Source organism: Mesorhizobium sp. M7A.F.Ca.MR.176.00.0.0 (genome assembly GCF_004023165.1).
Taxonomy (GTDB): Bacteria; Pseudomonadota; Alphaproteobacteria; order Rhizobiales; family Rhizobiaceae; genus Mesorhizobium.
Map to the genome: position 1 here is coordinate 38,220 of NZ_RZTC01000016.1, position 22,434 is coordinate 60,653.

Genomic DNA, 22,434 nt, shown 5'->3' on the forward strand with positions numbered 1-22,434 from the left:
ACAATTGCCAGATCGCTTCCTAGCTTGGCCCAGCCGCCACGCCTCCGTTATGTTCGGAGCGCATAAGCGGGAGGATGACGATGACTGAAAAATTGCCGTTCGAAGCACTATCGGTCGAAACCCTGGCTGCACGCCTTGGCGGCAACGAGGCGCTATGCGCGAAGATCGGCAAGGACACTGGCGCCTGGAAGGTTCGCGAGGTCGGCGACGGCAATCTCAACCTGGTGTTCATTGTCGAGGGCGCCAGCGGTGCAGCCGTGGTCAAGCAGGCCCTGCCCTATGTTCGCCTGGTCGGCGACAGCTGGCCGCTGCCGTTGAAGCGCTCCTTCTTCGAATATCACGCGCTGACCAGGCAAGAGGCGCGCGCGCCAGGCTCGGTGCCGGCGATCCATTATTTCGATGAAGGCCAGGCGCTGATCATCATGGAATATCTTGCGCCGCCGCACATCATCCTGCGCCGCGCCCTGATCGACGGCCGCCAGCTGCCGAACATTGCCCGGGACATCGGCCTGTTCATGGCCCGAACGCTGTTTCGCGGCTCCGACCTGCACATGGCCGCCAAGGACCGCAAGGCCGATCTGGCGCTGTTCGCCGACAATGTCGAGCTCTGCGACATCACCGAGAGCCTGGTGTTTTCCGACCCCTATTTCGACGCCAAGATGAACCGGCACACCTCGCCGCAGCTCGACGGCCTGGTCGCCGATCTGCGCGCCGACCGCGACCTCAAGGTCGAGGCGCAGCGGCTGAAGCACATCTTCGCCGCCAATGCCGAAACGCTGCTGCATGGCGATCTGCATTCCGGCTCGATCATGGTCACCGACAGCGAAACCCGGATGATCGATCCGGAGTTCGCCTTCTACGGTCCGATGGCTTTCGATGTCGGCATGCTGCTCGCCAATTTCTGGATGTCGTTCTTCTCGCAACGCGGCCACGAACAGGAGGGAAAGCGCGACGCCATGCGCGCCTATCTGCTCGGTGTGACGGTCGAGACATGGTCAGTGTTCCGCGCCGAATTCTCGCATCTATGGCGAACCGAGCGCACCGGCATGCTCTACCAGAGGAGCCTGTTCGAGGATCAGGGCGACAGGCTCGGCGCCGGGCAGGCGCTCGACCATGTGCTGCACCAGATGTGGACCGACCTGCTCGGCTTTGCCGGCATCGAGGTTCATCGACGTATCCTCGGCCTCGCCCACAATGCCGATTTCGAGACCATTGCCGATGAGGATTTGCGCGCCAGTTGTGAAGCAAAGGCGCTGCGATTCGGCCGCCATCTCGCCGTCAACCGGCGCCAGATCCACAGCATCGACGAGGTCAACAATTTGGCCGCGCTGATCGAACAGGAGAGCAGCAATTGAACGTCGGCGACCGCCACTATCGCACCATCTGGCTGAGCGACGACGGCCGTTCGGTCGATATCATCGACCAGCGCTGGCTGCCGCACGATTTCCGCATCGAAACGATCGGCACGGTCGACGGCATCGCCACCGCCATCCGCGACATGTGGGTACGCGGCGCGCCGCTGATCGGCGTCACCGCTGCCTACGGCGTCGCCATGCAGATGGCTGACGATCCGTCGGATGCAGCGCTCGATGCCGTGTGGGAGACCCTGCACGAGACGCGGCCGACGGCGATCAATCTGCGCTGGGCGCTGGACGAGATGCGGCGCTTCCTGCGGCCTTTGCCTCCCGAACAACGCCCCGAAGCCGCCTATCGGCGGGCCAGTGAGATCGCCGACGAAGATGTCGGCCTCAACCGCGCCATCGGCGAGAACGGTCTTGCCATCATCAAGGCGATCGCGGCGCGCAAGCAGAAGGGCGAACCGGTCAACATCCTGACCCACTGCAATGCCGGCTGGCTGGCCACGGTCGACTACGGCACCGCCACGGCACCGATCTACCTGGCCACAGAAGCCGGCATTCCGGTCCATGTCTATGTCGATGAAACGCGGCCGCGTAACCAGGGCGCACAGCTGACCGCCTGGGAGATGGCCGGGCACGGCGTGCCGCACACACTGATCGTCGACAATGCCGGCGGCCATCTGATGCAGCGCGGCGAGATCGACATGGTCATCGTCGGCACCGACCGCACCACGGCCGACGGCGATGTCTGCAACAAGATCGGCACCTATCTCAAGGCGCTCGCCGCCGCCGACAATGATGTGCCGTTCTATGTCGCACTGCCGTCGCCGACTATCGACTGGACCGTGCATGACGGACTGGCCGAGATCCCGATCGAGCAGCGCTCGGCCGACGAGGTCTCGCTGGTCTGGGGCAAGACCGCCGCCGGCGAGATTGTCCAGGTGCGCATTTCGCCGGAGACGACGCCTGCGGCCAACCCGGCCTTCGATGTGACGCCGGCGCGGCTGGTCACCGGCTTGATCACCGAGCGCGGCGTTGCCAAGGCATCGCGCGAGGGATTGAAGGCGATGTTCCCCGAGCGGGCGTAGCCCACGTCCCTAGTACAGAGGCTCGGCCATATGCTTCGGTGTCGGCCATGTCTCGGTAATGCCCGGCTGCACCGGCCGCTCCAGATAGGTCGATAAAACCACATAGCTGCGCGTCGAGGTGACCCCCGGCGTTTCGTACAGGCGCGCCAAAAGGCCTTCGAGTGCTCTGGTGTCTTCCGTGCGGACCTTCAGCAGCATGCAGGTATCACCGGCGACCGTATGGATCTCCTCGACTTCGGGATATTGGGAGACCGCCATCAGTTCCGGCGTCTTTCCCCAGCCCCTGGTGTCGATATGGACAAAGGCAAGCAAAGGCTTTTTCACCGCCCGGGGATCGATTATGGCGACCGTGTTGCGGATGGCGCCGCTGCGACGGAGCCGTTTGACCCGCTCATGCGCTGCGGGTGGCGACAAGCCGACGCGATCGCCGAGTTCGGCGTAGCTGATCGTGGCGTCATCGACCAGGACACCTAATATTCTTCGGTCTATCGCGTCGAGATCGCGGGCCGCGGGCCTGTTCTGCAGAATGCCATCTGTTTCTTCATCCATGGCGAAATTCCTGGTTCTCCGCTGAATAGAATACGGCCATTATGCTGATATGTCGAACATTGATCAAGTTGCGCCATTGACTGCCCGAGCCCCGATCCCGGCGCTTGCCTATCTGCTGACGGGCTGCATCGCCGTCATCGGCTCGAACTCGCTAGTGCTGGGTCCGATTGCACCGGCTGTCGCCTCGTCGTTCGGCACCAGCGTGCCGGCCGTGATGATTGCGGCGGCAGCGTTCGGCCTTGGCACCTCCGCAAGCGCCCTGTTCCTGGCCCGCTACATCGACCGGCTCGGCGCCCGCCGGATGCTGCAGGGGGCTTTGTTGCTGCTGGCACTGGCGCTGGTTGCGAGTGCCGTCGCACCCACGGTGATCATGCTGGTCGCGGCACAGTTACTCGCCGGCATCGCTGCCGGCATCGCCATGCCCGCGATCTATGCCAGCGCCGCGGCCATCGCCCCACCGGGCAGGGAGAGCGGCACGATCGGCGTCGTGCTGACCGGATGGACGCTCAGCATGGTGGCCGGCGTTTCGCTTTCGGCCGTGCTTGCCGATCTTGTGCATTGGCGCGCCGTTTTCGCAGCGGTCGCGGTGCTTGCGGCCCTTGCATGGATGGGGCTGACGGCGACGTCGCTCAGCGACACCAGGAAGGCCGGACCGGCGCCCGCCCCGCTGGAAGCGCTCGGCATTCCCGGAATCCTGCCGCTGCTGGTCGCGTGCGCCGCCTTCATGACTTCTTTCTACGGCGTCTATGGCTATCTCGGCGACCATCTTCATGTCGGGCTTGGACAGCCGGTGAGCGCCAATGGCCTGGCGGCGCTTGCCTACGGTATAGGCTTCGGCACCGCTGCTCTGCTCGACGGCGTCATCGACAGACTGGGTGCGCGGCGCGTCATGCCGTTTGCCTATCTTCTGGTTGCGGTGGTCTACGTCGCGATGGCCGCGACGAGCGGCAGTTTCGGGCTGACCTTGACCATGGTGGCCATCTGGGGACTGGCCAATCATTTCGGCCTGAATGTCCTGGTGATGCGCCTGTCTGCACTCGATCCGTCGCGGCGCGGCACGATCATGGGCCTGAACAGCGCGGTGACTTACCTAGCGGTCTTTGTCGGCACCACCAGCTTCGGGCCGCTCTACACCAGCTTTGGTTTTGCCACCTGCGCAATGGTCGCAGCATTGCTGATGCTGATCGCCGCATCGGCGGCGGCGTGGCGCACGCGATAATCGAACGAACTTGGCCCAACCTTCTCACGGTTGACAGCAGCGCCCTGCCCTTTCATACAAAGCTGTTAATGTTCTCAGGGCGGGGTGAAAGTCCCCACCGGCGGTAAAGGTTTCGGCCTGAGCCCGCGAGCGCTTTCCGGCAAAATCGGAAAGGTCAGCAGATCCGGTGTGATTCCGGAGCCGACGGTTACAGTCCGGATGGAAGAGAACGAACGGAAGCCGGCCCGCTTTTCGCGGGCTTAATCCGTATCGTGCGTCCTGATTCTGGTTCGAAACGGAAGGATGGACCCATGAATCAGCATTCCCATAAAGACTACGAAAAGACTCGCATCGCCGTTATCCGCGCGCGCTGGCATGCCGCTATCGTCGACCAATGCGTACAGGCCTTCGAGACGGAACTGGCCGACATCGGAGGCGAGCACTTCACTGTCGACATCTTCGACGTGCCGGGCGCCTATGAAATTCCCCTGCATGCCAAGACCCTGGCCCAGACCGGCCGCTATGCCGCGATCCTCGGCACCGCTTTTGTCGTCAATGGCGGCATCTACCGGCATGAATTCGTCGCAAGTGCTGTCATCGACGGCATGATGAACGTGCAGCTGTCGACCGGCGTGCCGGTGCTGTCGGCGGTGCTCACCCCGCACAACTACCACGACAGCGCCGAGCACCACCGCTTCTTCTTTGAGCACTTCACGGTCAAGGGCAAGGAAGCGGCGAACGCCTGCGTGCAACTCCTGGCGGCGCGGGAGTTGATCGCGGCTTAAGTCACCAAAACGGCCGGATTTCAGCCCTGCAACAAGAATTGCGATCGAGAAGAGCTCTGAAGGTTGCGGTTCCGTTGAAATCCCGCCAGAAGCATCAAGGGCCGACCGGCAACCGGCCGGCCCGCGACGTTGCGCTTGAAACCAGATACGGGAGACTATTGGGTGGCTCGCATAACACTGAGACAATTGCTCGACCACGCCGCCGAATACGGCTACGGCGTGCCCGCTTTCAACATGAACAATATGGAACAGGGCCTCGCCATCATGGAGGCCGCCGAGGAGACCAAGTCGCCGGTCATCCTGCAGGCCAGCCGCGGCGCCCGCGCCTATGCCAATGACGTGGTGCTGGCCAAGCTGATCGACGCGCTGGTCGAAATCCATCCCGACATTCCGGTCTGCATGCATCTCGACCATGGCAACAACGAAGCCACCTGCGTCACCGCTATCCAGTACGGCTTCACCTCGGTCATGATGGACGGGTCGCTGAAGGAAGACGGCAAGACGCCGGCCGACTACGCCTACAATTCCGGCATCACCAAGCGCGTCGTCGACATGGCGCATTGGGGCGGCGTGTCCGTCGAAGGCGAGATCGGCGTGCTCGGCTCGCTGGAGAGCGGCGGCGGCGAGCAGGAAGACGGCCACGGCGTCGAAGGCGCCATCAGCCACGACCAGCTTTTGACCGATCCGGAACAGGCGGTCGAGTTCGTCAAGGACACCCATGTCGATGCGCTGGCGGTTGCCATGGGCACCAGCCATGGCGCCTACAAATTCTCGCGCAAGCCCGACGGCGCGGTGCTGGCCATGAACGTCATTGAGGAGATCCACCGCCGGCTGCCGAACATGCATCTGGTCATGCACGGCTCGTCCTCGGTGCCCGAGGACCTGCAGGAGATCATCAACAAATATGGCGGCCAGATGAAGCCGACCTGGGGCGTGCCGGTCGAGGAAATCCAGCGCGGCATCAAGCACGGCGTGCGCAAGATCAACATCGACACCGACAACCGCATGGCGTTGACCGGCGCGATCCGCAAGGTGCTGACCGAGAACCCGAGCGAGTTCGATCCACGCAAATATTTGACACCAGCCATGGCCGCCATGCGCAAGCTCTGCAAGGAGCGCTTCGAACAGTTCGGCACCGCCGGCAACGCGCAGAAGATCAAGCCGCTGCCGGTCGCCGAAATGGCCAAGCGCTATAAGTCGGGCAGCCTCGACCCGAAGTTCGGCTGAGCTCCAGCCATTTTTCCCAGAGCTGCCAGAAGCATCCTGGCAGCTCTGGCGACGGCTGTTTTACTCCGGAGTCTCGGCCTCGGCACGAACCAGCTTGATATCGGCGCCAGCCGCCCATGCGCCGATATCTTCCCGACGCAATGCCGCCGCCATCATGTCTGGAAACAAATCCGGCGTGCAGGCAAAGACCGGAATACCGAGGGCGGCCACCGAGCCTGCCATCTTCGGGTCATAACCTGGCCTGCCCTGGTCGGTCAGCGCCAGGAGCACCACGACGTTGACGCCGGAGCGAACGAGTGCAGCAAGCCGCTGCAGCAATTCCTGCCCGTTGCCGCCCTCATAAAGGTCGGTGATCAGCACCATATGCGACTTGGTCGGCCGTTCGATGCGGTCCGCGCAATAGGCCACGGCCTGGTTGATGTCGGTGCCGCCGCCCAGTTGCACGCCGAACAGGACTTCGACAGGATCGCTGAGCTCCTCGGTCAGATCGACGATGGCCGTGTCGAAGCAGACAAGCTTGGTCCGCACGACCGGCAGGGAAGCCATCACCGCGGCGAAGATGGAGGCGTAGATCACCGAGCTTGCCATCGAGCCCGACTGGTCGACGCACAGCACCACCTCATCCAGGTCGACCAGCCTTCGCTGTTTGCGCATGAAGCCGACCAGCTTCTCCGGCACGATGGTTTTGTGCTCGGGCTGGTAATGGCGAAGGTTGGCTGAGATCGTACGCGGCCAGTCGATGTCGCGCTGACGTGGGCGGTTGGTGCGCTGCGACCGGTCGACCGCGCCGCGGATCGCCTCGGCTGTCTTCTGCTCCAGCCGCTGCATCAGCTTGGCGACGATATCGGCGATGATCGTACGCGCAATGTCCTTGGTCTTGGCCGGCATGACCGAGCGCAGCGAAATCAGGTCGGCGACGAGATTGACGTCGGCCTCGATCGCCTTGAGGAATTCCGGCTCCATCAGCATCTGCTTCAGGTTGAGCCGTTCGAAGGCATCCTTCTGGACGATCTGGACGACCTGTGCGGGAAAGAACGATCTGATATCGCCCATCCACTGTGCCACCCTTGGCGCCGAGCGGCCGAGGCCGCCGCGCCGCTTGCGCGGATCGGCAGCCGCATCGCCGGCACCATCGCCGTAAAGCGCATCGAGCGCCGCGGAAAGCCGCTTGTCGGTGTCGGACAGCGCTGACGAGGTTTCCTCATCGGCACCGATCGCCAGGCGCCAGCGGCGCTCCCGTCCGTCGCCGGCCTGGATTGGCTCGCTCATTTCAGCCTCGTCATCCATTGCCGCTCCCGCCCGTCAGCAAGGGTCCGAGCCGTTCAAGATGGCGGCGCCACGCTTCGCCGCCATCCGGAGTCGGCGTCAGTCCGGCAGGCAGGCGTGCGGCGCGGCCGAGCACCGCTTCGATCAACCGCCGCCGCTCCATCGAGTCCAGATGCGAAAAGACCCGGCGCAGCAACGGCAGATGCGCAATGAAGGCGTCTTCGTCGAGGGATGCGAGCCAGGCATCCACCGCACCGCGCAGGCCCTCGTCGTAGATCAGCCGTTGGCCGGCAGTGCTGAAGAAACCCTCGAAGAACCCTGCAGCCTCGGTGACCGGCGTTCCTGGAGACAGACGTCGTGCGATCAGACCGGTTGCCGCGTCGGCTGACAGATGGCCGGCTTCGTAGAGCAGATGCGCGGCACAGCCTGCCACCAGCGCCGTCGAGCGCGATCCATCGAGGACCGCAGCCAGCCCATTGCGCCAGGCGTCCAGCACGTCCTGTTCAGGCTCGACCAGACTGATCGCTTCGTCGGCCTTGCGCATGGCGCCGACCAGCGTCGTGGATGCCTGGGCATCGAGGTCGCGGGCGGCATAGGCGAGCGCGATCCCGCCTTCGACGATCAGCCGCTCCAGCAGACCGGACAGACGGGCGGTTTCCGTCTTGCGAGCCTCGCCATAGCGGATGATGTCGGCGAGCGGCGGCACCGATGTCAGGATTTCCAGGCATTCGCTGCTGCGGGCTGCCCGGTCCTCCAAGGCCGCGAGACCGGCGATCGACGCTTCCGACAGGTTTGCCGTGATGGCGCCCTGGACCAGTGCGGCCATCGCATCAAGAGACGTTGCCGCGCCGATCATCTGGATCAGCCGGCCATTGGCCGCCTTTTCGATGGTTGGTCCGTAGACCAGGTTCTCCACCAGTCGAACGGCATATTCAGGTTCCCACGACAGCGTCCAACGCTCGCGAAAGGTGCCGCGGCTACGGCCGCTGTCGGTGAGTTTGCCCCAATGCACGCCAAGCACGGACAGCCGGTGCAGCAAGGTCGACCGAAACAGCCCGCTCTCGCTGCGCAGATCGACCGATAATTCGCGCTCCAGCGCCTCGGGCTTCAGCCGCGCTGCTTTCTGGTTGCGTTGCAGGTCCTCGATCAGCGGCGCCAGCGGCGTGTCTGGCGGAATTTCACCGACATCGGCGCCCAGCAGCAATTCGGCTTCGACCAGCGCCCACAGCAGCGCTTCCCCGTTGAACAGGGCGGCGATCGCGGCGTCACGCAATTCCTCGAAACCGGGCTTTGGCCGCTCACGGATCACAGCCAGCGTGCGGGCCAGCCGTTCGGCTTCGATCAGCGAGGCGGTCGAGACCATGTGCCCCTTCGCCCTCAGGACCGCCGCGATCTTCGCCAGCCACAGGACCGAGGAGTCGCCTTGCCCGCGCGTCTGCCACAGATGCTTGCACCAGCCGGGCGCGACAACGCCGGCGCCATAACCGAAGCCCAGCGCCAGGCGCGGCCCCGTCCATGGCGCCCAGGTCATCATGCTTTTGCGGCGGGCGAGCCCCTTGAGTAGCGCCTGGTCTTCCTTCAGCGGTCGCGTCGCCTGCAGTGCCGGCACATGGAAAGCACCGCAAACGATAGCGATCGGCCCATCGAATTCCTTTCGCGCGGCGGCGATCTCAAGCCGCATATGCGCTTCGCGTTTCGCCTCAAACGCCGCAAGCGGACCTTCGCCGTCCCGCAGCGTCGTCATCGCGTCGGCTATTGCCGCGAAGATTGGACCCGGCTGCGGGTTCTGCTCGATGATATCAGACCACCAGCTTTCGCCATCTTCATAGCCGGCAGCTTGTGCCAGCGTTCCGATCGGGTCCCGCAGATGCGGCGCCAAGTCAGCCTCGACGTTGGCTTCCGTTCCATCGCTCTCGGTTTCCCCCACGGCCTCAATCGGCGCAGTGCGGGCTGACGACGGCAAATCGATGAAGCGCACTGCTGCGTTGTTGGCGACGGCCCAGAGCGTCGCCTGGTACTCCGGCGAGAATTCGGCGAAGGGCCAGAAGCTTGTCGAGGCCGGATCGTCTTCGGGATAGCAGAGCAGCGCCACCGGCGGCTGCATTTCGGGGCGGGCGAGCAACGGCAACAGCGGGCTGGCGTCGGCCGGTCCTTCGATCAGCACGGCGACCGGTTTCAACTCCTGCAACGCCTGCACCAGGCTGTCGGCGGAGCCGGGCCCGTGATGGCGTATGCCGAAATAGGAAACGTCGCTGAGCGCCATGGCGTCAGATTGCCGCGTTCAAGGCCGCGTAGTAGCCGGCATAGTCTGGCCGCTTCTTGAGCACGGTTTCCAGATATTCTTCCAGCACCAGTTTGTCCTGCACCGGATCCTTGACGATCGCGCCGACGAGGCTGGCGGCAAGGCCTTCGGCGCCGAGCTTGCCGCTGTCGAACCAGGCCGCCTGGCTGAGGCCGCCGACCATGGTGGCAATGGCTTCGGCCGTGGACAGCGAACCGGACGGCGTCTTCAACGTCACCTTGCCGTCGGCTGTAGCGCCGGAGCGCAACTCGCGAAAAATGGTCAGCACGCGCGCGATCTCCTCGCCGACATTCTTCGGCACCGGCAGGTCGAGACCGCCGGCCATCTCTCCGACCCGCTTGGAGACGATTGCCACTTCCTCCGCCATGTCTTCGGGCAAGGGCAGTACGACGACATTGAAGCGGCGCTTCAACGCCGAGGACAGCTCGTTGACGCCCTTGTCGCGGTTGTTGGCGGTGGCGATGATGTTGAAGCCGCGCTGCGCGTAGATCGAGGTGTTCAGTTCCGGGATCGGCATCATCTTTTCGGACAGCACGGTGATCAGCGTGTCCTGCACATCGGAGCCCATGCGCGTCAGCTCCTCGAGGCGGCAAAGCTTGCCGTCCTGCATGGCGCGGTAGAGCGGCGTCGGCACCAGCGCGTCCTGGCTCGGGCCCTTTGCCAGAAGCTGCGCGTAGTTCCAGCCATAGCGGATCTGGTTCTCGTCGGTGCCGGCCGTGCACTGCACGATCAGGGTCGAATCGCCCATGATGGCGGCGGCGAGATGTTCCGACACCCAGGATTTGGCCGTGCCGGGGACACCCAGCAGCAACAGCGCGCGATCGGTGGCGAGCGTCGCGACCGCGGTTTCCATCAGCCGGCGCCGGCCGACATATTTGGGCGTTATCACTGTCCCGTTGTCAGCCTTTCCGCCGAGCAGGTAGGTCAACACGGCCTTGGGCGACAGGCTCCAGCCGGCGGGCCTTTGCCGGTCATCGTTGCGCGAGAGCGCCTGCAATTCGGCGGCATAGGCCTGCTCGACCGGAAGACGGATGGCTGCGTTCATTTGCTGTTCTCCGGATTGATCATATGTTGGTTCGATGCTCGGCCAGTGACGCGTTGAGCCGCAGAAGACCGAGAGACGGCGCCGCCGGCGCCATACCGGCCGCAACAACGTCTCCGATCAATTTCTCCGCCGTCGCCGCCGTGGCGAGAAAGCCCATAGTTTCCAGAAGCTGGTCGACGCCTCGCTTCACAGCGTCATCGTTTCCTGCAACAGCGGAGCGAAGCGCCGGGAGCATCTGGCCGTTTGTCAGGTCGGCCCATTCCAGCCAGCTTGCTTCGAGGCCCTCGGCCAGATTGAGCGCGCCGAGATGTTGCGTGTCTTTCAGGATCGACCTGACCAGGACACGCTTCCTGCGGCTGTCCAGACGCGCCATGAGGTGGAGGACGAAGAGTGTGGGCTTGCCACCTTCGGCGACAAGCGTATCCGCCATGTGCGTCACCGCGGCGTCGCTGCCCGACGCGGCGACCATTCGGGCAACAAGGATATCGGCATTGCTCTCGGCGCCGAATTGCCACGCCCCGATAAACTCGGATTCGGTGGTGCCGAAGCGCGTGGCGAGGTCGACCAGGTTACAGGTCTCGAACAGTTCGGCGCGACGTCTTTCCTGCGCCGGCGATTTGAGTTTTGCCGGCGTGTAGGTGGTGCGGCGGCGGATGAAGCCGGATTTGCCTTCAGCGATGAAGGCAGCGAGTTCGGCCGTCGGAGCTTCCGGCCCGCCATCGCCTGGCGAGCCGTGCTCTCCCAATCTTGCCAGCAACCGGCCAGCGAGTTCGCGCAGCTTCCCGGAACGATCGGCGGAGAGGCTCTTCAGGAATGGCACGTCATCGGCGCCCAGGCCGAAGCGCAACAGGTCGACGAGTGCAATCCTGATCTCCGCCGGCTCTCCGGAGGCCTTGGTTTCGATCAGTTGCCGAGCCGAAGCCGGTGCGGTGCGGCGCATATCGGCGAGCGCGGTGCGGCGTGCGGCGGGATAGAAGTCATCCCAGTTTTCCACCGTCAGATGCTCCTGGCTTGCAGGTTTTTCGCCGTCCGCGCCTGCCTGCCAGTCGACCCAGGGTGCATAAACGTCCGGACTGCTCTGATCCGACGCGGCTGGCATCCAGTCCATCGGATGCAGCACGAAGCCGCGGCTGGCGACGAGCGTGACCACACGCGACTTGCTTCTTGTGTCGGCGGCATGCTTGAGCGCGGCTCGCAAGAGCGGCCGCAGCCGTTCCGGCAGCATCGGCAAGGCGAGTTCGGGCAATTGCGGGCGGCGTTTCAGCGTCTTCGGCGCGGCTGGCCGCAAGGCAATGTCGAGAGCTTGTGCGGCGATCGCCAGCAGCCGGCGTTCGCGCTCGTCGGGGCTGGCACCGCCGGCGATCTCCTTCCACGCGCCCGGAGCCAGGTCGAAGGTGGTCCCGCCGGTGATCCAGCAGTCGCGCATGGCCGCCAGGCCGGTCTGCTCGATCTCGTTCACGACAAGTCAAGCCTCCCGAAACCGCTTTGCGCTGCCAGCAGGTCAAGCCGGCTGCCATTCCAAAGTGCTGCCGTTGCCATAAGGTCCAGCCCAAGCAGCGTTGGATTGACGGTGTCGGCAATCGGCAAGGCGATACCATGCGGATCGTCGGCGGCTTGCCACCAGGCAGCGCCCCGATCGTCCAGCAGGATCGCGCCGGGCGGCAGCATGACAGGACAATCGGTGAGCCAAGGGGCTGTGTTCTGGTGAGCAGCATGCGCCGCGAGCGGATCGGCTGTGCGAAAGCCGAAATCGGGCCACTCACCTGTCGAGACGTCGCCCTTGCGGTCCGCCACCAAGGCCCGCAGCGGCTGGCGTGCCGGGTAAAAGACCAGCCTGGCATCGAACCGGTCGCCCGGTGTGAAGGCGTTCGACCGGCGACCGGCCGAGGCCGGAAAATAGTCGAGCAAGAGAGCAAATTGCGGGCTCGCGCTCTTCAGGTCGAGGAGCCAGGTCGAATGGCTGACGAGACCGTCACGGCGCGACTCGATCTTCTCGCCAAGCACCTCCCAGACGCTTTCGACCTGTTTGGCATCGGGATTGGCCAGAACCTGCTCACGGCTTTCGGACGTCGATACGAGCCGCCTCAGTTCGGCGTCGCCTGGTGTCGATCGCCAGGCCTTGGCCACCAGCACGAGCTTGCCGAGTTCGCGGATCGCCGCGTCCGGGCGCTCCTCGCTGCGCAGCCCCATCAGCCGTGACGGAATCTCGTCGATGCGGCCGGCAAGCGCTGTCGCCTTCATGTCGACCAGCCGTGCCGCAATCCGGCGGCAACGATCACTGCTGTTGTCGACAAAACCGGCCAGGCCAAGCCGCAACTGGTCAGCGATCCATTGATCCAGCTCATCCAACGCCGCCGACACCGCGGATTGCGTATCCAGCGTCCGCTTGCGCTGCGCTGCCTCGCGGCGCTCGACCGCAGCGGCGTCCTCGACATCAGCGCTTTCGTCGTCGCGCGAGGCCTCGCCAATGCTCTTGCCTCCCGCACCGGGCGCTTGCGCCGCCGGCTGCGGCGAGACCTTCCTGCGGCGGCCGAGCCAATCATTCACCCATTCCGGGGTCGAGCCTGCGGCGGTAAAACTGGCCGGCGTGGTGGCTGCAATCCACATCAGCGCCAAAGTGTGCTTGCAGGGAAATTTCCGCGACGGACAGGTGCATTTGTAGCCATGGTCGCCGGTGTCGACGACCACACGGTAGGGATTGGAGCCGGAACCCTGGCATTCCCCCCAGAGGAGCCCCAGTTGATCGCTCTTTTCGAGCCGTGGCCAGTTCGATTGCCTGGTCAACCTGGACGCGGCGCTCAACGACGCCTGATCGGGCGCAAGCGCTTCGATGGTTTTCAAGTCGAATTCCAAGCCGCGCCTCTCGTCGCTCGAACGATACGGGTAGCCAGTATAGATGGCCGTCTATGACGGATTCTTGTAGCAGCAGCGGCACCGAGATCGATACAGCTGAACACAATAGTTGCGCCAGTCAATCTGATCCGTCGGCAATGCAATTGCTATTCAGCGATGTCTCCCCGAGAAATTATCTCCTGGCGAGAACAAACGCGCGATACGACCTATTGAAGCGTGCGTGCCGGCTGACCGGCGTGGTCGCGGGCGATGCCGGCTTCGGCATCCTCCACCCCAAACGCACGGTCGAGACCCGTCGCCACCACCGAGACCCTGAAGCGGCCTTCCATGCCCTTGTCGAAGATGGCGCCAACGATGATGTCGGCATCCTCGTAGACCTCTTCGCGAATGCGGGTGGCGGCCTCGTCGACCTCGAACAGGGTCATGTCCCTGCCGCCCGATATCGAGACCAGAACGCCCTTGGCGCCTTTCATCGACACTTCGTCGAGCAGCGGGTTGGCGATCGCGGCTTCGGCCGCCTTCATTGCCCGACCCTCGCCGGAGGCCTCACCGGTGCCCATCATGGCGCGGCCCATATCGCGCATCACCGATTTGACATCGGCGAAGTCGAGATTGATCAAGCCTTCCTTGACGATGAGATCGGTGATGCAGCTGACGCCGGCATAGAGCACCCGGTCGGCAATGACGAACGCATCGGCGAAGGTGGTCTTGGCATCGGCGATCCGAAACAGGTTCTGGTTCGGGATGACGATCACCGTGTCGGCGCTCTCGCGCAGCCGCTCGATGCCCTCTTCGGCCATCTGCATTCGGCGCCTGCCCTCGAAGGCGAAAGGCTTGGTGACGACGCCCACCGTCAGGATGCCGGCCTTGCGCGCCGCCTGGGCGATGATTGGAGCCGCACCGGTTCCCGTGCCGCCGCCCATGCCGGCGGTGACGAAACACATATGCGTGCCGGCCAGATGGTCCATGATCTCGTCGAGCGATTCCTCGGCCGCGGCGCGGCCGATCTCGGGAAGCGATCCGGCGCCCAATCCTTCGGTGACGTGGGCGCCAAGCTGGATCAGCCGCGTCGCCTTCGACATGGTCAGCGCCTGGGCGTCGGTGTTGGCGGCGATGAATTCAGTGCCCTGAAGCTGCTCCGCGATCATGTTGTTGACGGCATTGCCACCGCCGCCGCCAACGCCGATCACGGTGATCTTGGGTCTCATCTCGGAGATTTCGGGCTTCTTGAACTCGGCCATGCCTGTGTCTCCTTCGCCAATTGCGCGCGCTTCACGACCCACCCGCAGACTGCCTTGAAACCTTGCAATCGAGTGGCATGATGCGAATCACTCCGTTGCGATGGGTAGCCCAAAAAGCCAGACAGCGGCCAGAGGTGCAAGTGCATGCGAGGTCAAGATTTGTGATGACCGTTTTGCACAGCGTGGCAGAGACGCCGTGTGCCTGACAATCAAGCCGTGAGCCTTGGCGCGACGCGTCGCTTGCCGCGCAACGATCGAAGCGTCTATCATGTGCTTGATAAGTCGCTGACTTCGGCGTTCTCGCCGGGCTCGGCCACGCAGAATCCCCAGCGGCGAAACCAGCCGGCCGCACAGATTTCTGAACCGATGAAGCAGCGCCCCGCCGATGGCCGACAAAACACAATTCGGGTTGACCGCCGTCGACACCGTTCCCTTGCATGAAAAAGTCTATCTTGAGCTTGTGCGGGCACTGATGTCCGGCCAGTTCACGCCGGGCCAGAAGCTGACATCGCGAAAACTCGCAAGGGAACTCGGCACCAGCGACATGCCGGTGCGCAGCGCCTTCATGCGGCTGCAAGCGCTGCGGGCGCTCAGCCCAATGCCGAACGGCAGCGTCGAAGTGCCGGCAATATCGGCCGACCGGTTTTCGCAATTGACCGCGGTGCGGACTATCCTCGAAGGCTCGGCGACCGAGCTGGCGACAACACGCATCAACGGCAACAATCTGCGCACGATCCGACGCCACGCCACCGAACTGACATTGGCGGCTCGCAAGGGCGATATCGACGATTATCTGCGCAAGAACCACGACTTCAAATTCTCGATCTATCGCCATTGCGGCAACGAGCAGATGATCTTCCTGATCGAGACCGTATGGATGCAGGTCGGCCCGTTTCTCAGGAATCTCGCCACGGGGTTCGAGGATGACCTCGCCTCCATTCTCGACATTGACTTTCACGAGGAAGTCGTAGCGGCGATCGAGGCTCAGGATGGCGAGCGCGCCCGCGCCGCCATCGTGCGCGACATCGACGAAGGCGCCTCGCACATCCTGCAGCAGGCGAGATTTTCGAAGATGAGAAGCTAGAATCGCCGGGCGACAATTGTTCGATCGAAGGCCCAGCCATGTTGTCTCGGTGGCGAACCCAGAACGTCGAATGCCGGTAGTCGGTCAGTGCGAAATTGGCGATAGCAGAAGCCGCGCAAGCTGGCCGTCGATAGGAAAGTGGATTTGCGGCGTGGACAGCATATGGACTACCTCTTTCGTCCGGTCTTCTGCGAACTCGATATCATCTCGCATTTCAACAAGATCGGCCCATTCCTCGACGTCCTTCGCCTCGAGGTTCCCGGCTAGAAAGCGCAAGAGAACGCTTCGAATGTGATCGTAGGTCAGCGTGACCAGCGCAGTTGGATAGTCCCAGGGAAGCGGCGCCAAAAGCTTTTCAAGCTCTGCAACCGGCCGATCTAGCTCAACCAGTGAGCGGATAATAGAACGCCGTTCTTCATCTTTCCTGCTTTCGCCTTGGCGGCGCGGGCGCTTCGCGTGGTTATCAGTCACAATCGCCACACCTCGCCCGCTCTGACCCCAGCCTGTCAGCGGCCCCATGCCAACAATATGACACTCCGAGGGGATTGTTTGAAGGTTGAATTTCAAACTAACCCACAGTTTGAATGCCACTTGGCTTTCCGACCTCTTGCCTCTATGTTGCGATCGCAGATCGCGCAATTGGTTTTGAAATGCCTCCCGACATCCCAGCTAGTGACTTGAAAAAATAAGGAAAAGCGCTTGGCGACAGCCAAGTTTGTTTTCCTAAAACTCACAAGCTATTTTTATCAGGGACAGTGCAGCCGGTCAGGTTGCGGCACCTTCGAAAACCAGAGGTCATAAATTGAGCGATGCAATTGCGGACGTTTTGAACTGGCTTGACAGCAGGACCGACATCCAGAGCCTGAGAGCCGCGGTGTGCGACCTCAACGGCATCATGCGCGGCAAGCGCATTCCCGTCGAGCAGGCAAGAAAGGCGCTGGAAGGCAAGCTGCGCATGCCTTTTTCGCTGATCGGGCTCGATGTGTGGGGCGAGGACATCGAAGGCAACACACTGGTATTCTCGACCGGCGATGCCGACGGACTGTGCCAGTGGACGGGGCGCGGCATTCTGCCGGTGGCCTGGACGGCGCATCCGACAGCGCTTGTCCCGCTCTGGCTGGCCGACGAAAGCGGCGCGCCCTATCTCGGCGATCCGCGACGGGCGCTGGCCCGCATCCTCGATCGCTACAAGGCCTTGGGCCTGACCCCGGTCGCGGCAACGGAACTCGAATTCTACCTCGTCGATCCGCAATCGCAACGGCCGGTCGGACCGGTCTCGCCGGTGACCGGACGCCGTCTCGATTCCGACGCGGCGCTGTCGATCGACGAGATCGACGACTTCGAATCCTTCATCCATGACGTCTACGAGGCCTGCCGGACGCAAGGCATTCCCGTCGACACGGCCATCGCCGAAAACGGCGTCGGTCAGTTCGAAATCAATCTGAACCATGTCGCGGACGCCTTGCGGGCGGCTGACGATGCGGTGCTGTTCAAGCGCACGGTGAAGGGCATTGCCCGCAAGCACGGCTTTGCCGCCTGCTTCATGGCTAAGCCCTATGGCGACCGCGCAGGCAACGGCTTTCACGTTCATTTCAGCCTGATCGACGGCGAAGGGCGCAACGTCTTCGATGACGGCACCGACCAGGGTTCTGAGACCATGCGCCATGCGGTCGGCGGCCTGCTTGCGGCAATGGCCGAAAGCACGCTGGTGTTCGCGCCGCACTTCAACTCCTACCGCAGGCTGCGCCCGAGATCCTATGCGCCGACCGCAGTCGCCTGGGGTTATGAGAACCGTATGGTGGCGATCCGCATTCCCGGCGGGCCAACCGGTGCGCGCCGCATCGAGCATCGCGTTTCGGGAGCCGACGCCAATCCCTATCTGGTGCTAGCGGCCATATTGGGCGCCGCACTGACGGGCATTGAAAGACAAATATCGCCAGGCGATCCGATCGGCACCGACGGCCAGGGACTCCCGCCGGCAAAGCTGCCGCCGGACTGGGCATCCGCGATCGCCGCCTTCGAGAGCGGGACGCATGTGGCGGAGATTTTTCCAGCCATCCTGCGCGACTCCTTCGTTGCCTGCAAACGCCAGGAATTGAACACGTTCGCGCTCAATGTCAGCGATTTCGAAATCGAGACATACCTCGAAAGTGTTTGAGGGCTGACGGGCCCAGCGGTATTGGTTCCGGCCGATTTTCGAGCAGCCGCAAAGCACTTGCGGTGGGATCGCTAACCGGGCATAAACATGATGTTTCTTATCATGTTATGGTTGGGATCACAGGACTTGACCTTCGTTGCGCGCATGGAAAGCCGGATTGAGGGCTTTTCAGTCATTGGCGATCTGAAATGGCATGTCTGGGACGGCGTGGTCGCCGACCTCTGGGATGTCTCATGCGGTGACAAGGCCGAAGGCTATTACGTCTCTCCCGACCCCCGGCTGTTCGTCGCGCTCGATGTGGATGGCGACGGCGCTTTCTTCGTCGAAGGCGCCAAGGGCGAATTGCGCCGCCACGACCAGGCTTTTTCCATGGCCTACATACCGGCCGGCGTGCCGATCCGCGGCCGGGTCGAGGGGCTACGGCGGATCCGGCATCTCGACCTGCATTTCGACGCCGCAGCGCTGACGCGCCGCTTCGGCCGCAGCCTTGACCACGAGGCCTTGCGGATGTCGCGCTTCCAGTTTCGCGACGACCGGATCGCCATGCTTGCCGGCATGATTGCCGCCGAATGCGGCAACGACCGGCCTCTGCATGATCTCTATGGCGAGGGCTTGCTCAATGCCTTGTTCGCAAGCCTGTTCCAGATAGACCAGCCTGATACCGCCAGGCGACGGTCGCCGCTCTCGCGCCGCAAGCTGCGCCTCGTCACCGACTACATAGACGCGCATTGCCTGTGCAGGATCCGGCTTGCCGATCTCGCCGCGCTGACCGGCCTGTCCGAAACCGCGATGAGCCATGCCTTCAAGGCGGCGACGGGCGTGCCGCCGCATCGCTGGCAAATGCAGGCTCGGGTCGACAGGGCCAAGGCGATGATGGCGCGCGACGCCGCTTCACTTGGCGACATCGCCGAGGCAACGGGGTTTTTCGACCAGGCGCATCTGACGCGTGTGTTCAAGTCGATTGTCGGATTGACGCCCGGCGCCTGGATGAGGAGCACCAGTCGCCAGTGACATTTCCGCAACATCACACCGTCATGTCCCTCGTTTGGACAAGAATGGACAAACCGCCCAATTCCGTCCAATGACCCGCAGTTAAGCTGAGATAAATGATCAAGTATCTCAATGTCGACAGGCGGGGACTTTCCTGATGAGCAGAACTTACCGGATGAAGGCGCTTCTGGCGGCCAGCGTCGCCGCAGCCGCGATGATCCCGCCAATGGCCGCGTTCGCGCAGTCGGTGCAAACCAGCACGCAGCTTCAACCGGTGGTGGTCGAGGGCGAGGCCGGCGACGGCGCGACCGGACCGGTTAAAGGCGTCGTCGCCAAAAAAAGCAGGACCGGCTCCAAGACGGCGACCGACATCAAGGATATCCCGCAATCCGTGTCGGTGGTCGGCCGTCAAGAAATCGACGACCAGGGCGCACAGAAGGCTGATGAGGCCTTGCGCTACACGGCCGGCGTCTTCGCACAGCCCTTCGGCCCCGACAGCGACACCAACTGGCTGTACATCCGGGGTTTCCAGGCGACGGCCACCGGCACCTACATGGATGGGCTGCAGCTGTTCAGCTACGGCTTCGGCGGCTTCTATGTAGACAGTTTCGGGCTTGAGCGCATCGAGGTGCTGAAGGGCCCGGCCTCCGTGCTCTATGGCGGCAGCAATCCCGGTGGCCTGGTCAACTATGTCAGCAAGCGGCCGGACTTCGAACGCACGCGCTATGTCGAGACCGGCGTCAACGACGCAGGCAATGTCTATCTCGGCTTCGACATTGGCGACGTGGCCAAGGATGGCGCGGTCAGCTACCGGATGACGGGCAAGGTCGCCGGCGGCGATACCTACAGCGACCTGCAAAATGGCTGGCGCGGCTTCATCTCGCCAAGTATTACGTGGAAGCCGGACGAAGCAACCACGCTGACCATCCTGGCCAATTACAGTCACATCGACGAAAACCACAATGGCGGCAGCTTCCTGCCCTATAGCGGGACGGTGACGGACCACATTGTGGACGGCGTGAATTATGGCCGCATCGACCCAGATGCGAATTTCACCGAGCCGAGCGTCGATCTCTACAAGCGGGAACAGGGCTCGATAGGCTACGAGTTCGAACACACATTCGACAATGACTGGACGGTGCGCTCCAACACTCGATTTAGTGCCGCTTCCATCAACGAAGTCAGCGTCTATCCCAACGGCTGGTCCCGAGATACGAATCCTGCAGCGAGCCCCACTGCGCTGGATCGCATCAATTTCGACCATGACACCGACGCGATGACATTCCTGTCGGACCTGCAGATCGAGGGCAAGGTGGAGACCGGGCCAGTCGAACACACGCTGCTGGCCGGCATCGACTACAAATATTACAACATCGACCAGGTGCAGTCGTCGGCGGAATTTGGGCTTACTCCGCCAATCGACGCGTTCGACCCCGTCTACGATTCGCCGCTGACGCCCCGCGTCAGCTATCTGAACCAGGACCTGACGCAGAAGCAGCTCGGCTTCTATGCCCAGGACCAGTTGCGCTTCGGCGATGGCTGGCTGGTGACGCTGAACGGCCGCTACGACCGTGGCTGGCTCGACGCCGACAATCGTCCGACCTACTACAGCAGCAGCTCCAGTTCACAGAGCCAGACTGTCGGAGATTTCTCCGGGCGAGCAGGACTGGCCTACGAATTTGACAACGGCGTTACCCCCTATGCCAGCATCGCCACCTTCTTCAACCCGATCATCGGCACCGACGCATTGGGCAATCTGTTCAAGCCGGAAGAAGGCACGCAATACGAAGTCGGCGTGAAATACGTACCGACCTTTGTCGATGGCCTGTTCACCCTGTCGCTGTTTGACCTGACGCGCCAGAACGTCCCTTCCAATGTCACTCTGTTCACGCAGATGCAGACCGGTGAAGTGCGCTCTCGCGGTGTTGAACTCGAAGGCAAAGTGAACGTGACCGACGATTTCCGGGTCACGGGTGCATTCACGGCCTACGACATCGACATCACCAAGGACGCCAACCCGGCGCTCATCGGCAAGACACCCTTCATCGTCCCCGAGATTATGGCTTCCGCGTCGATCGACTACACGTTCCGTGGCGATTGGTATGACGGCATCTCGGTCGGCGGCGGCCTGCGTTATGTTGGCTCTTCGTGGGCCGACAATGAGAACACGGCCAAAGTGCCGGCGGTCACGCTGGCCGATCTGAAACTCGGCTACGAGAAGGAGAATTGGGGGATCGATCTCAACATCACCAACCTCTTCGACAAGACCTATGTGTCGAGCTGCCAGACGACGCTGACCTGTTCCTATGGCGAAGGCCGCTCGTTCAAGCTGAAGGCGCATACGACTTGGTAGTCGACTTGGTTACAGCTTGCCAAACAAGCCAGTGATGATCCATCTGCCCAACAGACGGCAGGTGCTTGCGCTGGCGGCCGCGGCATTGCTGCCACCGGTCGCCGCCAGGGCGGCGGCGATGCGGGTTGCCGCGATCGACTGGGGCATGCTGGAGACGTCGCTGGCACTCGGCATCGAGCCGGTGGCGGCGACCGAACTGATCCAGTTCCGCAAGATCGCGGTCGAGCCGAGAGTGCCCCAATCGGTGACCGATCTCGGGCTGCGCGGCGCGCCCAATTACGAGCTGCTGCGCATCGTCGCGCCTGATGTCATCGTGATCTCCAATTTCTACGAATACCAGCGCCCGATGCTCGAACGTATCGCGCCGGTGTTTGCGCAAACGGTCTACGAGGCCGGCGTGCCGCCTTATGTGCTCGCCGAGGCAGCGACACTGGCCCTGGGCGAAAAGCTGGGACGGCAGGCCGAGGCGGAGCGCTACGCCGATGAGACCGCTGATGAAATCGCGCGGCTGCGCGGCACCTTGCCGCGCGCTTCCGGGCGCCCGGTCTTCGTCATCAGCCTAGGCGATAGCAGGCATTTTCGCGCCTTTGGCCGCGATTCCATGTTCGGCGATGTGCTGACGCGTCTCGGCCTGGTCAATGCATGGACCGACGAGACGAGCTACAGCGCGGCGGCACCCGTCGGACTGGAGGCGCTGGCGCGCGTGCCCGAGGCGTCGATCCTGATCGTTTCGCCACTGCCGGCGGATGTCGGGCGTTCGCTTCCGACAAATGCCTTGTGGAACGCTCTGCCGGCGGTGCGTCAGAACCGCGTTGCCGTCCTGGAGCCGGTCAACCACTTTGGCTGCCTGCCATCGGCACGCCGCTTCGCGCGTCTGGCGACGGCCGCCCTTGCCGGGCAGGCCCATGGCTGAGCGCACTAAAAGCGATCACGCCGC

At 63.1% G+C, this 22,434-nt stretch carries 18 protein-coding genes and 1 riboswitch; of the genes, 10 read left to right on the plus strand and 8 right to left on the minus strand.

Features of this window, described 5'->3' with window-relative positions; genetic code table 11:
- Positions 1 to 80 precede the first annotated feature (80 nt).
- Together mtnK and mtnA are read left to right on the plus strand one after the other, a co-directional pair.
- On the plus strand, positions 81 to 1,355 hold the full coding sequence (gene mtnK, locus EOB59_RS08120; RefSeq protein WP_128288123.1) for an S-methyl-5-thioribose kinase: 1,275 nt from the start codon (positions 81 to 83) through the stop codon (positions 1,353 to 1,355).
- Complete coding sequence (gene mtnA, locus EOB59_RS08125; RefSeq protein ID WP_128288124.1) at positions 1,352 to 2,446, plus strand: S-methyl-5-thioribose-1-phosphate isomerase; 1,095 nt, start codon at positions 1,352 to 1,354, stop codon at positions 2,444 to 2,446. Before mtnK ends, mtnA begins: the two co-directional genes overlap by 4 nt.
- A 9-nt stretch (positions 2,447 to 2,455) precedes the next feature.
- On the opposite strand, the gene EOB59_RS08130 is transcribed toward mtnA, so the two are convergent.
- Complete coding sequence (locus EOB59_RS08130) at positions 2,456 to 2,995, minus strand: Lrp/AsnC family transcriptional regulator (protein ID WP_127320961.1); 540 nt, start codon at positions 2,993 to 2,995, stop codon at positions 2,456 to 2,458.
- 49 nt (positions 2,996 to 3,044) lie between these two features.
- On the opposite strand from EOB59_RS08130, the gene EOB59_RS08135 reads away from it, so the two are divergent.
- The 3 genes from EOB59_RS08135 (at position 3,045) to fba (ending at position 6,205) form a co-directional block, all read left to right on the plus strand.
- Positions 3,045 to 4,214, plus strand: coding sequence for an MFS transporter (locus tag EOB59_RS08135; RefSeq protein WP_128288125.1), 1,170 nt, complete (start codon positions 3,045 to 3,047; stop codon positions 4,212 to 4,214).
- A 66-nt stretch (positions 4,215 to 4,280) separates the two neighbouring features.
- A riboswitch (FMN riboswitch) is annotated at positions 4,281 to 4,428 on the plus strand.
- A gap of 76 nt (positions 4,429 to 4,504) precedes the next feature.
- Positions 4,505 to 4,978: a 6,7-dimethyl-8-ribityllumazine synthase gene (locus EOB59_RS08140; protein ID WP_127397370.1), complete on the plus strand. Its 474-nt coding sequence runs from the start codon at positions 4,505 to 4,507 to the stop codon at positions 4,976 to 4,978.
- A gap of 162 nt (positions 4,979 to 5,140) precedes the next feature.
- Complete coding sequence (gene fba, locus EOB59_RS08145) at positions 5,141 to 6,205, plus strand: class II fructose-bisphosphate aldolase (RefSeq protein WP_013532928.1); 1,065 nt, start codon at positions 5,141 to 5,143, stop codon at positions 6,203 to 6,205.
- A 60-nt stretch (positions 6,206 to 6,265) separates the two neighbouring features.
- Here the strand turns inward: fba and EOB59_RS08150 are convergent, their stop codons facing one another.
- From EOB59_RS08150 to ftsZ, 6 genes are all read right to left on the minus strand, one after another.
- The gene (locus EOB59_RS08150; protein WP_127270708.1) at positions 6,266 to 7,492 is read right to left on the minus strand and encodes a VWA domain-containing protein; all 1,227 of its coding nucleotides are present in this window, start codon (positions 7,490 to 7,492) and stop codon (positions 6,266 to 6,268) included.
- Positions 7,485 to 9,734, minus strand: a complete 2,250-nt coding sequence (locus EOB59_RS08155) for a DUF5682 family protein (protein ID WP_127811076.1) — start codon at positions 9,732 to 9,734, stop codon at positions 7,485 to 7,487. The genes EOB59_RS08150 and EOB59_RS08155 overlap by 8 nt, the downstream gene beginning before the upstream one ends.
- Positions 9,735 to 9,738: 4 nt before the next feature.
- A complete protein-coding gene (locus tag EOB59_RS08160) occupies positions 9,739 to 10,818 on the minus strand; it encodes an AAA family ATPase (RefSeq protein ID WP_127398719.1) in 1,080 nt (359 codons plus the stop codon).
- 19 nt (positions 10,819 to 10,837) lie between these two features.
- On the minus strand, positions 10,838 to 12,277 hold the full coding sequence (locus EOB59_RS08165) for a DUF5691 domain-containing protein (RefSeq protein WP_127811077.1): 1,440 nt from the start codon (positions 12,275 to 12,277) through the stop codon (positions 10,838 to 10,840).
- Positions 12,274 to 13,659: an SWIM zinc finger family protein gene (locus EOB59_RS08170; protein ID WP_245482764.1), complete on the minus strand. Its 1,386-nt coding sequence runs from the start codon at positions 13,657 to 13,659 to the stop codon at positions 12,274 to 12,276. The genes EOB59_RS08165 and EOB59_RS08170 overlap by 4 nt, the downstream gene beginning before the upstream one ends.
- Positions 13,660 to 13,877: 218 nt before the next feature.
- A complete protein-coding gene (ftsZ, locus tag EOB59_RS08175; protein ID WP_127270104.1) occupies positions 13,878 to 14,912 on the minus strand; it encodes a cell division protein FtsZ in 1,035 nt (344 codons plus the stop codon).
- 385 nt (positions 14,913 to 15,297) lie between these two features.
- Between ftsZ and EOB59_RS08180 the strand changes: the two genes are divergently transcribed.
- On the plus strand, positions 15,298 to 15,996 hold the full coding sequence (locus EOB59_RS08180; protein WP_127811079.1) for a GntR family transcriptional regulator: 699 nt from the start codon (positions 15,298 to 15,300) through the stop codon (positions 15,994 to 15,996).
- 84 nt (positions 15,997 to 16,080) lie between these two features.
- On the opposite strand, the gene EOB59_RS08185 is transcribed toward EOB59_RS08180, so the two are convergent.
- Entirely contained in the window at positions 16,081 to 16,587 is a 507-nt protein-coding gene (locus EOB59_RS08185) for a hypothetical protein (protein WP_128288126.1), read from the minus strand.
- Positions 16,588 to 16,798: 211 nt separating this feature from the next.
- Here EOB59_RS08185 and EOB59_RS08190 point away from each other — a divergent pair, with 211 nt between their 5' ends.
- The 4 genes from EOB59_RS08190 (at position 16,799) to EOB59_RS08205 (ending at position 22,410) form a co-directional block, all read left to right on the plus strand.
- The gene (locus EOB59_RS08190; RefSeq protein ID WP_127268594.1) at positions 16,799 to 18,154 is read left to right on the plus strand and encodes a glutamine synthetase family protein; all 1,356 of its coding nucleotides are present in this window, start codon (positions 16,799 to 16,801) and stop codon (positions 18,152 to 18,154) included.
- A gap of 126 nt (positions 18,155 to 18,280) precedes the next feature.
- Positions 18,281 to 19,165: an AraC family transcriptional regulator gene (locus EOB59_RS08195; RefSeq protein WP_164895607.1), complete on the plus strand. Its 885-nt coding sequence runs from the start codon at positions 18,281 to 18,283 to the stop codon at positions 19,163 to 19,165.
- Between the two features lie 136 nt (positions 19,166 to 19,301).
- Positions 19,302 to 21,497 carry a TonB-dependent siderophore receptor gene (locus tag EOB59_RS08200; protein WP_245486565.1) on the plus strand — a complete coding sequence of 732 codons (2,196 nt, stop codon included), beginning with the start codon at positions 19,302 to 19,304 and terminating at the stop codon, positions 21,495 to 21,497.
- A 34-nt stretch (positions 21,498 to 21,531) separates the two neighbouring features.
- Complete coding sequence (locus tag EOB59_RS08205) at positions 21,532 to 22,410, plus strand: iron-siderophore ABC transporter substrate-binding protein (RefSeq protein WP_128288127.1); 879 nt, start codon at positions 21,532 to 21,534, stop codon at positions 22,408 to 22,410.
- Positions 22,411 to 22,434 lie beyond the last annotated feature (24 nt).

What these genes read in the sequence shown, in the direction of transcription:
- mtnK (WP_128288123.1), top strand. Translation starts at nt 81, where the DNA reads ATGACTGAAAAATTGCCGTTCGAAGCACTATCGGTCGAAACCCTGGCT.
- EOB59_RS08130 (WP_127320961.1), bottom strand. Translation starts at nt 2,995, where the DNA reads ATGGATGAAGAAACAGATGGCATTCTGCAGAACAGGCCCGCGGCCCGC.
- EOB59_RS08135 (WP_128288125.1), top strand. Translation starts at nt 3,045, where the DNA reads ATGTCGAACATTGATCAAGTTGCGCCATTGACTGCCCGAGCCCCGATC.
- EOB59_RS08140 (WP_127397370.1), top strand. Translation starts at nt 4,505, where the DNA reads ATGAATCAGCATTCCCATAAAGACTACGAAAAGACTCGCATCGCCGTT.
- EOB59_RS08150 (WP_127270708.1), bottom strand. Translation starts at nt 7,492, where the DNA reads ATGGATGACGAGGCTGAAATGAGCGAGCCAATCCAGGCCGGCGACGGA.
- EOB59_RS08155 (WP_127811076.1), bottom strand. Translation starts at nt 9,734, where the DNA reads ATGGCGCTCAGCGACGTTTCCTATTTCGGCATACGCCATCACGGGCCC.
- EOB59_RS08160 (WP_127398719.1), bottom strand. Translation starts at nt 10,818, where the DNA reads ATGAACGCAGCCATCCGTCTTCCGGTCGAGCAGGCCTATGCCGCCGAA.
- ftsZ (WP_127270104.1), bottom strand. Translation starts at nt 14,912, where the DNA reads ATGGCCGAGTTCAAGAAGCCCGAAATCTCCGAGATGAGACCCAAGATC.
- EOB59_RS08180 (WP_127811079.1), top strand. Translation starts at nt 15,298, where the DNA reads ATGGCCGACAAAACACAATTCGGGTTGACCGCCGTCGACACCGTTCCC.
- EOB59_RS08200 (WP_245486565.1), top strand. Translation starts at nt 19,302, where the DNA reads ATGAGCAGAACTTACCGGATGAAGGCGCTTCTGGCGGCCAGCGTCGCC.
- EOB59_RS08205 (WP_128288127.1), top strand. Translation starts at nt 21,532, where the DNA reads ATGATCCATCTGCCCAACAGACGGCAGGTGCTTGCGCTGGCGGCCGCG.